Source organism: Pseudomonas sp. AC355, assembly GCF_979258205.1.
Window position 1 is genome coordinate 3,415,877 of the sequence record NZ_OZ409843.1, and the last position, 12,471, is coordinate 3,428,347.

Annotated in this window: 10 protein-coding genes and 2 pseudogenes; 9 read left to right on the plus strand and 3 right to left on the minus strand. The window is 63.1% G+C overall.

The features are described 5' to 3' along the window. Nucleotide 1: 1 nt before the first annotated feature. The 3 genes from tssK to tagH are packed head-to-tail and all read right to left on the minus strand — an operon-like array spanning nucleotide 2 to nucleotide 3,389. A complete protein-coding gene (gene tssK / locus ACZ0AI_RS16140) occupies nucleotides 2-1,336 on the minus strand; it encodes a type VI secretion system baseplate subunit TssK (protein ID WP_463562744.1) in 1,335 nt (444 codons plus the stop codon). 14 nt (nucleotides 1,337-1,350) lie between these two features. Further along, complete coding sequence (gene tssJ / locus ACZ0AI_RS16145; protein ID WP_463562745.1) at nucleotides 1,351-1,818, minus strand: type VI secretion system lipoprotein TssJ; 468 nt, start codon at nucleotides 1,816-1,818, stop codon at nucleotides 1,351-1,353. A 50-nt stretch (nucleotides 1,819-1,868) separates the two neighbouring features. After that, nucleotides 1,869-3,389 (minus strand): type VI secretion system-associated FHA domain protein TagH, encoded by a 1,521-nt coding sequence (gene tagH, locus ACZ0AI_RS16150; protein ID WP_463562746.1) that lies wholly within the window; start codon nucleotides 3,387-3,389, stop codon nucleotides 1,869-1,871. Nucleotides 3,390-3,741: 352 nt separating this feature from the next. Here tagH and tssA point away from each other — a divergent pair, with 352 nt between their 5' ends. The 9 genes and pseudogenes from tssA to ACZ0AI_RS16195 all read left to right on the plus strand — a co-directional run. Beyond that, a complete protein-coding gene (gene tssA, locus ACZ0AI_RS16155) occupies nucleotides 3,742-4,779 on the plus strand; it encodes a type VI secretion system protein TssA (protein WP_463562747.1) in 1,038 nt (345 codons plus the stop codon). 87 nt (nucleotides 4,780-4,866) lie between these two features. Continuing rightward, a complete protein-coding gene (tssB, locus tag ACZ0AI_RS16160; protein ID WP_042553512.1) occupies nucleotides 4,867-5,385 on the plus strand; it encodes a type VI secretion system contractile sheath small subunit in 519 nt (172 codons plus the stop codon). Between the two features lie 12 nt (nucleotides 5,386-5,397). Next, the gene (gene tssC / locus ACZ0AI_RS16165) at nucleotides 5,398-6,891 is read left to right on the plus strand and encodes a type VI secretion system contractile sheath large subunit (RefSeq protein ID WP_225837344.1); all 1,494 of its coding nucleotides are present in this window, start codon (nucleotides 5,398-5,400) and stop codon (nucleotides 6,889-6,891) included. A 73-nt stretch (nucleotides 6,892-6,964) separates the two neighbouring features. Then, nucleotides 6,965-7,453, plus strand: a complete 489-nt coding sequence (locus ACZ0AI_RS16170; protein WP_131179927.1) for an Hcp family type VI secretion system effector — start codon at nucleotides 6,965-6,967, stop codon at nucleotides 7,451-7,453. 171 nt (nucleotides 7,454-7,624) lie between these two features. After that, nucleotides 7,625-8,425 (plus strand): type VI secretion system accessory protein TagJ, encoded by an 801-nt coding sequence (locus ACZ0AI_RS16175; RefSeq protein WP_463562748.1) that lies wholly within the window; start codon nucleotides 7,625-7,627, stop codon nucleotides 8,423-8,425. After that, the gene (gene tssE, locus ACZ0AI_RS16180; RefSeq protein ID WP_463562749.1) at nucleotides 8,413-8,928 is read left to right on the plus strand and encodes a type VI secretion system baseplate subunit TssE; all 516 of its coding nucleotides are present in this window, start codon (nucleotides 8,413-8,415) and stop codon (nucleotides 8,926-8,928) included. Before ACZ0AI_RS16175 ends, tssE begins: the two co-directional genes overlap by 13 nt. Next, nucleotides 8,925-10,784 (plus strand): type VI secretion system baseplate subunit TssF, encoded by a 1,860-nt coding sequence (gene tssF / locus ACZ0AI_RS16185; protein WP_463562750.1) that lies wholly within the window; start codon nucleotides 8,925-8,927, stop codon nucleotides 10,782-10,784. Before tssE ends, tssF begins: the two co-directional genes overlap by 4 nt. After that, nucleotides 10,766-11,719 (plus strand): annotated as a pseudogene (gene tssG, locus ACZ0AI_RS16190) (type VI secretion system baseplate subunit TssG); the annotation flags it as partial. The gene tssF and the pseudogene tssG, both read left to right, overlap by 19 nt. A gap of 51 nt (nucleotides 11,720-11,770) precedes the next feature. Then, nucleotides 11,771-12,202: pseudogene (locus tag ACZ0AI_RS16195) on the plus strand (DUF4150 domain-containing protein); the annotation flags it as partial. Between the last annotated feature and the right edge of the window lie 269 nt (nucleotides 12,203-12,471).

Sequence of the window (12,471 nt, forward strand, 5' to 3'; positions counted from 1 at the left end):
GTCAGCCTCGGATGGCCCAGAAGGCCAGGTTCAGACCAGGGAACTGGCCAGCGATATGGAAAGCGAAGCCGCCGGAATGGATCAGTTGCTTCCAGTGGTCGCTGCCCCGATCCAGTTCGAAATAATTGGAGCCAGCGTGATACGGCAACTGCCGTGGTGCGACCGGCAGTGGCAGCAGGCCGATGCCCGGCAACTGCAGGTTGACCAGATCGCGGATGTGCTCCACCGAACCAATTTTGGCCTGCTGCGGGAAGTGCCCACGCAGGCTCTCACCCGGAACGTCCGCACGGACCACCAGGATGAAGCTGGCGGAATCGAGCAGTGACTTGTCCGCCAGCATCGCCACGTGCACGCCGAAGGACTTCTCGACGATGGGAATGGGGATCGCGCGACTGTCGATGACCATCGATAGCGCCTGACGCAGCGCCAGCATCACCGGCGCGAAGGTGGTGGTCAGGTCGTCATGCTCATAAACCGGATACTCGCCCGGCCGCCGTTCGCTGGCCGTGAAGGTGGCGAACTCACCGGCCAGCGCCACCAGCTCGCGGTACAGCACTTCCGGATGCAGCGGCGTGATGCGTGCCAGGTGCGCCACCAGCGGCTGGGCCCGGTTGACCAGTTGCAGCAGCAGGAAATCGGCGATTTCCGAGGCACCACCGGCGCCAGACGCGACCACCCGACCCGCCAGGGCCTCGCCACGCTGATGCAGCAGCCCGAGCAGTTCGTTGCGAAACGCCGAGAGCGGACGCGAGGCGCTGACGTCGAGCAGCGGCGGGATGTAGTTGTCGTCCAATAGCAGGCTGCGGTCTTCGCGCTTTTCCACCACGCGCACGACACCGATGGCCGCGTGCTCGTCAAGGCCGTCACGCTCGGTGATCAGGCGCAGGGCCAGGGAGCCGATGGCCACCGGCGCACGGCTCTCCAGTGAGGCATTGTCGTCACGCACCTCGTGCACGCTGCTCTGATAACGGGCCGAGCCCAGGCTCTCGCCGCTTTCCACGGTATCGCGCACACCGGCACGCCGCAGTGGCAGGGCCAGATAGACGATGCCATCACGCAGACTGTCATCAATGTTCAGCGGGGCAGGCGCCGCATCGTTCTCGGGAATGTTGAACGGTGTGCCATCAGGCAACAGGCCACGCGCGGACAGAATCGCCAGTTTGCCCTGAGTCAGCAACGCGCTGTCGATAAGCACGTGCGAAAAGCCCCAGGCGCCAGGCTGCGAGGCATGGTTGCGGCCTTCGACCAGGGTTTCGATATAGCGATCCTGCTGCTGGAAGTGCTGCGGGCGCAGGAACATTCCCTCCGACCAAACCACACGGTTGTTCCAGGACATGAACGGGTCTCCAGTCACTCAAGAGGGGTCAGCGGCGTGGCGCTGATGGCATAGGCGTCCAGCTGCAGGCGCAAGGCGCTTGCCTGATGGGCAGGAATTTCGATGACCTGGCGCCAGATCGAACGGTCGAGGGCGCGATAGGCCACGACCACGCCAAGGTGGCGAGTGGCATCGTCCAGGGTCAGCGACTTGCGCTGGGTTTCGCCAGGGCGCACCACGAAACGGTCATGTTCGATCAGTTCGCTGGCCAGGGTCGCGTCAGCGCGATCGACCAGCGAGAAGAAGTCGGCACGAGAAAAGGTCGAGGCATTGCGCAACTGGTACACGTGCACCCAGACCGGCGCCGCCCCGCCCGCGAGCGCCGGGTTGAGATCGCGGCTGGCCTGAAATTGCAGCTCGACGGTAGTGGGTACCGGCTTTTCCGGGCCGGACGCACAGGCGCCGAGCAACAGAAAAACCAGCAGGGTCAGAATCCTTGGCATAACGCTTCCTCAATGATTGCAGCAGGCCCGCGAGCGCGGGCCAAATGATCTCAACGGCCTCGCAAGCGTGCGATGTGCTCCTCATAGGCACGACTGAACTCACGGCCGAACAGCTCCTGAAAACCGTCTTCGGCCTCCTGGGAAATGGTTGCGTAGAGTTCGGTGAACAGCTCCCAGTAGTGTGCACGACGACCATTGGGCAACAGCGCCGAGAACCCGCTCGGCTTGTTCAGACGTCCTTCCAGCTCGCGCGGTTCAAACCGTGCCAGCAAATATTTGATCGCTGCCTGAACGCCAGCCATCAGCGCCAACTGATGGGCACGCAGGTCATCGAAACTCTCGCCAACCGCCTGATCGGGCGCCATGAAAGCCTGATTGTCGTGACGCAGCAACATCAGCAGCGCCTCATCGACGTTGGGCGCGAACTTCAGCGGATTGTTCTGTACGGGCTGGATCATGGTCTGCGCCATGCGGAACTCGCCCTTGAGGCTGGCACGCGCACGCAACACGTCGATCAGCCCTTCGACCATCAGCCGATAACTGCGCCCGATGGACTCCATCTGTGCGGCCGCCGCCACTCTGTCGAGACGCAGATGCTGCAGACCAGCACCACGCAGGAAAGCCTCCATCAGTTCGCCATCATCAACGGCCGCGGGCGCTGCAGGTGCAGGTGCAGGTGCAGGTGCAGGCTGAGGCGCCGCGACCGGCTCGACAACCGGCAACGGCTGAACCTGCTGCACCGGCGACTCGTTCACGAAGAACGGGGGGATTTCCACTGCCGGCATCGGTGGCGACTCGGCGAACGGATCCGGTACCTCCACGGCTTCGGCACTGGGCAGTTCGGCGAATGGATCGGGAATCAGTTGAGGTGCCGATGCGGCCCGAAGATCGGCGAAAGGATCCCAATCCGCCGGGATCACCGAAGCCGGCGCAGTCACGGGCGCAGCGGTAGCCGCGACTACGGCAGGTGGCGGCTGTGAGGGCCGTGGTGGGCGGAAATCATGCTGCTGGGCCGGCACGTGATCGGAGACCGATGGCGCCACGGCTGCCGGAGGGCTGAGGAAGTCGAACAGATCCGGCTTGGTATCGAATGGCGAATCGCGCCGTGGCGCTGAAGGCGCGGGCGCTGCCTGAGCATTCACCGGCGGCATCTCGAGCGGCTGCGCACTGCGGTTCAGCAACGCCTCGAAGCTGTTGAACGGATCGTCCGTCGCGCCACTGGTCGGTACCGGCGCTGCGGTCAGGGCAATACCGCTGATCTGCACACGGATCTCGTATTCGCCGATCTTCAGCACTTCGCCATCTGCCAGAGGCTCACTGCTGCCGCGGCGCAAACGCGTACCTGCGGCCTGCAGAATCACCCCGTTGGTGCTGGTATCGGTGATGTAGTAGATACCGTCGCGGTACTGGATCACGCAGTGCTGGCTGGACACCAGCCGCTCGGGATCGGGCAGCACCCAATCGTTACCGGCGCTGCGCCCGATTTTCAGCTCACCCCGATCGAGCTCGACCTCGGCCCGTTGCCCGGGCGTCAGTTTGTGATAGGTGGTGATGACCAAACGCAGCGGCATTGCGGCTCCTTGCAGTGCGGTAAAAAAACCATGTTCTTCGAGGGGTGTCGATATGCCAAACGCACTATTTTTTGCCCTTGGCCAATACTGTTCAATGCCCAAGCGGGCATATATTTCCAAGCGGTTGTGAGTCACTGCACAGAAGAAGGAAATACTGTGCCTCACGACAGTTTCTACCGCCTTGCCCTTGCTTGACAATGATCTGAGAGCACTCGGAGAATGATCCGGATTAGCATCGAACCTCGCCTGAATAGTGGCATTGTGCCGCTTTGCGTGATGAATCCAGTCTGACAGGCAGCTCGCCGTCACTGCTTCATTTCAACTTTCAGGCCTGACATGGAGAGCACCTGACGTGGTGGATGTGTCGCACTTGCTCAACGCAGTATCCGACGAAAACCCATGTGGGGAAGACCTCGAATACGATGCCGATTTTCTCGAACTGGAGCGCCTGGCGCTGGGCCAGCCAGAGCGCCAGATGGGCCAGTCGGTCATCGCGGCCGAGCCGCCGGATTGGCGCCAGGTACGCGAACGCGCCAGCGAACTGTTCGCCCGCAGCAAGGATCTGCGTCTCGCCAACCTGTATCTGCAGAGCGCCATCGCCCTCGAAGGCCTGAGCGGCCTGGCACAGAGCCTGACGCTGGTTCGCGAATTGCTCACCCAGTATTGGGACGGTGTGTATCCGCAACTGGATGCTGACGACGATAACGACCCGACCATTCGCATCAACGCGCTCAACGCCCTGAGCGCCGAGCCAGTGATCGTCCTGCTGCGTGAAGCCAGCATCACCCGCTCGCGCGCCTTCGGCTCGGTGAGCATTCGTGCAGCCCTGAACGCCGTGGATCTGCAGCGATTCTCCAGCGAGACGCTCTCCGCCGACCAGCTGCGCGGCGCCTTCCTCGACACCGATGCCGAGCTGCTCGACAGCACCCGCATTGCCCTCGACGAAGCCAGCGCGGCACTGGCCGATATCGAAGGCCTGCTCAGCGAGCGGGTCGGGTCGGCGCAAAGTGCCAACCTCGAAGTGCTCAAGCAGGTGCTGCGCCACACCCGGCAGATTTTCAACGACCAGGCACCAGCCGCAGGCAATGACTCATCGCCTGCCGCCGACACCGACCAGCAGGCCGACGAACAGCCTTCGCAGGGTGCAGCAGAATACACAGCGCGCCAGGCGCCGATAGCGCCGGGACGCATCGCCAGCCGCGACGACGTGCTACGTACGCTCGATCGTCTGCTGGAATATTACGCCCAGCACGAACCTTCCAGTCCGGTGCCGGTCTTACTGACGCGCGCGCAGAAGCTGGTCACCGCAGACTTCGCGGAAATCGTGCGCAACCTGATTCCCGACGGTATGTCGCAGTTCGAAAACCTGCGTGGCCCCGAATACGACTAACGTGCGGTGGATCTTCAGGGAAGCCCCACGCACATCGCTACCGGCCTATGGCCGACGAAGCCAGTGCACATGCACAGGAGGAGCAACATGAGCAGCAATACCAGCAGCCAGAAATTCATCGCGCGCAACCGCGCCCCGCGGGTACAGATCGAATATGACGTAGAGCTGTACGGTGCCGAGAAAAAGGTGCAGTTGCCCTTCGTCATGGGCGTGATGGCCGACTTGGCCGGCAAACCCGCCGAGCCCCAGGCCGCCGTAGCCGACCGCAAGTTCCTGGAAATCGACGCCGACAACTTCGACTCGCGCCTCAAGGCCATGAAGCCGCGCGCGGCGTTCCACGTGCCCAACGCACTGACCGGTGAAGGCAACCTGAGCCTCGACATCACGTTCGAGAGCATGGACGACTTCAGCCCGGCCGCCATCGCCCGCAAGGTCGATTCGCTGAACCAGCTGCTCGAAGCGCGCACCCAACTGGCCAACCTGCTGACCTACATGGACGGCAAGACTGGCGCAGAAGAGCTGATCATCAAGGCGATCAAGGATCCGGCGCTGTTGCAGGCACTGGCTAGCGCGCCCAAGCCCCAAGACAACGAGCCGCAAGCTTAAGAGGATGTCCCGATGGCCCAGTTGATTCAGGATTCCGCGCAAGCGGCCGCCACTACCGAACAGACCAGCGAATTCGCTTCGCTGCTGCTGCAAGAATTCAAACCCAAGACCGAGCGCGCCCGCGAAGCGGTGGAAACCGCCGTACGCACCCTGGCCGAACAGGCACTGGGCAAGACCGACCTGATCTCCGATGACGCGATCAAGTCCATCGAGTCGATCATCGCGGCGATAGATGCCAAGCTGACCGCTCAGGTCAACCTGATCATGCACCACCCGGACTTCCAGCAGCTGGAAAGCGCCTGGCGTGGCCTGCACTACCTGGTCAACAACACCGAGACCGATGAGCAGCTGAAGATTCGCGTGCTCAACATCTCCAAGCCCGAACTGCACAAGACCCTGAAGAAATTCAAGGGTACCGCCTGGGATCAGAGCCCGATCTTCAAGAAGCTCTACGAAGAGGAATATGGTCAGTTCGGCGGCGAGCCTTACGGCTGCCTGGTGGGCGACTACTACTTCGATCAGTCACCACCCGACGTCGAACTGCTCGGCGAAATCGCCAAGATCTCTGCGGCCATGCACTCGCCGTTCATCTCTGCGGCCTCGCCGACGGTCATGGGTATGGGTTCCTGGCAGGAGTTGTCCAACCCGCGCGACCTGACCAAGATCTTCACCACCCCCGAGTACGCCGGCTGGCGCTCGTTGCGTGACTCCGAGGACTCGCGCTATATCGGCCTGACCATGCCGCGCTTCCTGGCTCGCCAGCCGTACGGTGCGAAGACCGATCCCGTCGAAGAATTCGCCTTCGAGGAAGAAACCGACGGCGCCGACAGCAGCAAGTACACCTGGGCCAACTCGGCATACGCCATGGCGGTCAACATCAACCGTTCGTTCAAGCTGTACGGCTGGTGCTCGCGCATCCGCGGTGTGGAATCGGGCGGTGAAGTACCGAACCTGCCGGCGCACACCTTCCCCACCGACGACGGTGGCGTGGACATGAAGTGCCCGACCGAAATCGCCATCTCCGACCGCCGTGAAGCGGAGCTGGCGAAGAACGGTTTCATGCCGCTGCTGCACAAGAAGAACACCGACCTGGCTGCCTTCATCGGTGCCCAGTCGCTGCACAAGCCTGCCGAGTACGACGATCCGGACGCCACCGCCAACGCCAACCTGGCCGCGCGCCTGCCGTACCTGTTCGCCACCTGCCGCTTCGCTCACTACCTGAAGTGCATCGTGCGCGACAAGATCGGCTCGTTCAAAGAGCGCGACGAGATGCAGCGCTGGCTGCAGGATTGGATCCTCAATTACGTCGACGGTGATCCGGCGCACTCCACCGAAACCACCAAGGCCCAGCACCCGCTGGCCGAAGCCGAAGTGGTGGTCGAGGAAATCGAGGGCAACCCCGGTTACTACAGCTCCAAGTTCTATCTGCGCCCGCACTACCAGCTCGAAGGGCTGACCGTGTCGCTGCGCCTGGTATCCAAACTGCCTTCGGCCAAGGGGGCCTGAGGTTCGTCACTGTGGCGTCCGCTCTCGCGGACGCAGTTGAAACAGAGTGGCAAAAGCCACGAAAGGAGGAATGATGGCTGTTGATATGTTCATCAAGATTGGCGACGTCAAGGGCGAGTCCAAGGACAAGACCCATGCCGACGAAGTCGATGTACTGGCCTGGAGCTGGGGCATGAGCCAATCCGGCTCGATGCATGTAGGCGGTGGCGGCGGTGCCGGCAAGGTCAACATTCAGGATCTGTCGCTGACCAAATACGTCGACAAATCCAGCCCCAACCTGATGATGGCCTGCTCCAGCGGCAAGCATTATCCGGAAGCCAAGCTGACCATCCGCAAGGCCGGTGGCGATTCTCAGGTCGAGTACCTGATCATCACCCTGAAGGAAGTTCTGGTGTCTTCCATCAGCACTGGCGGTAGCGGTGGCGAGGATCGCCTCACCGAAAACGTCACCCTGAACTTCGCTCAGGTGCTGGTCGACTATCAGCCGCAGAAAGCCGACGGCGCCAAAGAGGGCGGCCCGGTCAAATACGGCTGGAACATCCGCCAGAACGTCAAGGTATAACCCCCGCCCGAGCTTCGGGCGTACATCAATGCCCGGCACCACGCCGGGCATTGATGGTTTTGACCATAGCGAATTTTCAATGGCCCGCAACGCACCTCGCTCCACGGCGAGCCCCGCGGGCCTGATGGCTAACGCATTGCAGCGGTAGCCGCGCCAGTACAGGGAACGACGATGACTGCCGAAGAACACCTGCGTAACGCACGGCTCGAAGAGGCACTGAAGGCGCTGCAGGATCAGATTCGAGCGCTGCCTGCCAAGGCTGAGCTCCGGGTATTCCTGTTCCAGTTGCTGGCCGTGATGGGCCAGTGGAGCCGCGCCCAGAATCAGCTGAAGGTGGCCGGCGAACTGGATGCAGCCTGCCTCCCCATGGTGCAGACCTACAGCACCGCGCTGAACTGCGAAGCCCTGCGCGAGCAGGTTTTCGCCGGTAAAACCACCCCCGTCGTTCTTGGCGAACCCGCTGAGTGGGTGGCACCGCTGATCCTGGCCCTAGAGCAGGATGCTCAGGGCAACACCGCCGCAGCCCAGAGCCTGCGCGACCAGGCCTTCGAAACCGCCGCAGCGGTACCGGGCAAGCTCGACGACGTCCCCTTCGCCTGGCTGGCCGATGCCGACCCGCGCCTCGGCCCGGTGCTCGAGCTGATCGTCAATGGCCGCTACGTCTGGCTGCCCATGGAAAACATCGCCAGCCTCAACCTGGAAGCACCCAGCGATCTGCGTGACCTGGTCTGGCTGCCGGCTCAGGTGACGCTGACCAATGGCGGCAGCACCGTGGCGCTGATCCCCAGCCGCTATCCCGGCAGCCACACTAGTACCGACGGTGCGCTGCGCCTGGCGCGCAAGACCGAATGGCAGGACAACGGCCTGCCGCTCGGCCAGCGTCTGTTCGCCTTTGATGGGGGCGAACAGGCCCTGTTCGATGTCCGTACGCTGAGCTTCGATCATGGGAATGCAGCGGCATGGCCGACCTGAAACGTCAGGAACGCCTGCAGCCTGCCCTGCTCGATCGCCTGCTCGACGACGACCCGAGCAACCAGGTGGAAAGCGTCGACAAGCGCGTGCTGACCCTCAACCAGTTGCGCGCCTCGGTGCTGCGCGACCTGGCCTGGCTGTTCAACACCGTCGCACCGCTGACCAGCGACAATGAAGCGCAGACCCGAGCCGGCAGCTCGGTGGTCAACTTCGGCCTGCCGCCACTGGCAGGTCACAGTGCCTCGAGTATCGACATCCAGGCGGTGGAACGCCTGCTGACCAAGGCCATCGCCGACTTCGAGCCACGCATCGTGCGCTCCTCGCTGCGCGTGCGCGCGCGTCAGGAAGCCGAAGAGATGAGCCACAACTCCCTGAGCTTCGAGATCGAAGGCGACCTCTGGGCGCACCCCATGCCGCTTCGCCTGCTGCTCACCACCGAGCTGGATCTGGAAACCGGCCACGTTCAGGTACTACCTGCCGACGCATCACGGAGACGACGATGAACCCGCGCCTGCTCGGCTACTACAACCAGGAACTGCAACACATCCGCGAGAGCGCCGAAGAATTCGCTGGCGAATTCCCGAAGATCGCCAGCCGCCTGACGCTGTCGGGCGTGGAATGCGCCGATCCCTATGTGGAACGCCTACTCGAGGGCTTCGCCTACCTGACCGCACGGGTGCAGCTCAAGCTCGACGCCGAGTACCCGACCTTCACCCACAACCTGCTGGAGATCGCCTACCCGCACTACCTGGCACCGACCCCGTCGATGACCGTGGTGCAACTGTGCGCCGATCCCAACGAAGGCTCTCTGAGTAGCGGTTTTACACTCGAACGCGGTGCATCGCTGCGGGGCCTGCTCGGCAGCGAAGCCCAGACCGCCTGCGAATACCGCACTTGCCAGCCAGTCACGCTCTGGCCGCTGGAAGTGACCCAGGCCAGCTATTTCGGCAACCCGACGACGCAGCTCGGCCGCCTCGCCGCCAGCGAGCCCGGCGCCAAGGCCGGCCTGAAACTGCGCCTGCGTACCGGCGCCGGCCTGCCCTTCAATGCCCTGGATCTGGATACCCTGACGTTCTTCCTGCACGGCGCCGACGAGCAGCCCTTCCGTCTATACGAACAACTGCTCGGCAATGCCTGTGCCCTGTTCGTGCGGGCCGTCGATGGTTCATGGGTCGAGCGCCTGCCGCCCGACAGCCTGCGCCCACGCGGCTTCGATGACCAGGACGCGGCGCTGCCGGTGGTGCCCCGCGCATTTCAGGGCTATCGCCTGCTGCAGGAATACTTCGCCCTGCCGAACCGTTTCCTGTTCGTCGAACTGACCGGGCTCAAACGCGCCGTGCAACGCAATACCGGCCAGGAGCTGGAGATCGTGGTGCTGTTCAATCGCCTCGACAAAAGCCTGGAAAACAGCATCGGCGCCGAGCAATTCCGCCTGTTCTGCACCCCGGCGATCAACCTGTTCGCCCGGCGCGCCGACCGCATTCACCTCAGCGACCGCGTTCACGAACACCAGATCATCGCCGACCGCACACGCCCGCAGGACTTCGAGATCCATTCGATCACCGAAGTCAGCGGCCATGGCAGCGGCCCGGAGCAACCGTTCCAGCCGTTCTATGCGGTGCGCGACCCTTCGCGCTACGGCCGAGAACAGGCCTGGTACAGCCTGCGTCGTGAGCCTCGCGTGCTGTCGAGCAAGCAGCGGCGCAACGGCCCACGCTCCACCTACATAGGTAGCGAAACCTTCATCTCCCTGGTCGACACCAACCAGGCGCCTTATCGGCACGATCTGCGCCAGCTGGGCATCGCCGCGCTGTGCACCAATCGCGATCTGCCGCTGTCGATGCCGATCGGCGGAACGCGCAGCGATTTCACCCTGGAGGACAGTGCTCCGGTGGTCGCGGTGCGCTGCCTGGCCGGCCCCAGCCGCCCGCGTGCCAGCCGCGCCCATGACGCCAGTGCCTGGCGCCTGATCAGCCAGCTGTCACTCAATTACCTGTCGCTCAGCGAACAGGGCCAGGGCGCCGCCGCACTGCGTGAGTTGATGCGCCTGTACGGCGACGCTGGCGACAACGCCCTGCAGCTGCAGATCGACGGCCTGCGCCAAGTCAGCAGCAAGGCCTGCACGCGGCGCCTGCCGATGCCCGGGCCGATCGTCTTTGGTCGCGGCCTGGAGATCGGCCTGGAGTTCGACGAGAACGCCTTCCGCGGTACCGGAGTGTTCCTGCTCGGTTCGGTACTGGAACGCTTCCTGACACGTTACGTATCGATCAACAGCTTTACCGAAACGGTGCTGCGCACCACCGAGCGGGGCGAAGTGATGCGCTGGAGGGCCAAGCCCGGATGTCGGCCGACCCTGTAAACACCTTGGCGGCGATGGCCGAAGCGCCCTGGAACTATGACTTCTTCCAGGCCATGCGGCGCATCGAGTGCGAATACCCAGAGCGCCCGCGCCTCGGCCATTCCGTGCGCCTGGTCGACGACCCGCTGCGGCTTGGCCAGAAACCGGACTGCGGCTTTGCGCCCTCGACCCTGGCCAGCGTCATCCACGACAGCACCGGCACGCCGCGCATCGAGCAGTTCTTCTTCGGCCTCACCGGCCCCAACGGCCCGCTACCGCTACACCTGACCGAACATGCCCGCGAGCGCCAGCGGCACCATGGCGACGCCACCTTCAAGCGTTTTCTTGACGTTTTCAATCATCGCCTGCTGACCCTGTTCTACCGCGCCTGGGCCGAAGCACGACCCACCGTCAGCCAGGATCGTGCGGACGATGACTACTGGTCACCGCGTCTCGGCGCCCTGTCCGGCCGCGGCATGCACAGCCTCATGGGCCAGGGCCCGATCGACGACGCCGCACGCTATTACTTCACCGGCCACCTGGCCGCGCAGACCCGCTATCCGGACGGCCTGCAGGCGATCCTCAGCGAGTACTTCGGCGTGCCAGTGGCCCTCGAGGAATATGTCGGCCAATGGCTGCAACTCCCGGAATACAGCCGCCTGGGCGCCTCGACCTGCACACTCGGCGTGGATCTGTGCCTGGGTACCCACGTGTGGGATCGGCAACACAAGTTTCGCCTGCGCATGGGCCCGTTGAGCCTGGCGCAGTACAGGCGGTTTCTGCCCGATCAGCCGCTGCTCGCCGAGCTGGCAGCCTGGGTGGCCGAATACGTCGGCATGGAACTGGACTGGGACACCAACTTGGTGCTCAAACAGGAGGAAGTACCGCAGGCCAACCTGGCCGGTGGTTACCGACTCGGCTTCGACATCTGGCTCGGGCAACCGACTGAGGACGCCGATGGACCTCTACCTCAGCAGTGGCCACTGCACATTCGCGGAAGCGTGCTGATGGCCAATCAGGTCTTTGCCAACAACATGGAAATCTCCTGCAAGTCGGCCAGCGGAAAATCCGTCGCCGCCTTTCCGGACGTTTGCTTCACCCCGCCGCAGGCACCGCCCACACCTATGGGCGTACCGATTCCCTACCCCAATACCGGGCTGGCGAAAGATCCCAGTCGCGGTACGCGCAGCGTGAAGATCACCCGCAAGGAAGTGATGCGCAAGAACAAGAGCTTCTTCAAGACCAGTTACGGTGATGAGCCTGGCTGCGCACCGAAGAAAGGCATTCTTACCGGCAAGATCAAGGGCAAGGTGTACTTCACCAGTTGGTCGATGAACGTCAAGGTCGAAAGCCTCAACGTCGTCCGCCATATGGATCTGACCACTCACAACCATGGCTCCATGCCCGGCAATACGCCGCCCTGGCCGTACATGGATGAAATAGCCATGGCCGTCATGAACTGTGAGGAGGCCCTGGAACGTACACCGGTAAAAAATCATAGCGAGCAACAGAAGCGCTGCCAGGCCATCAAGCAGGAGACTGGAGTGGAATACCAATCCCACCATGTCATCCAGAATTCGCACTTCTGCTATCCGCGCGGCACCACGCTCACGGAAATCTGCCCAGGGTATGACGAAGCGCTGGCGCCCTGTATCGCGCTAGAGGACGGTACCGATCCGAGTACCGACCACGGCCGGGTATCGCAGAT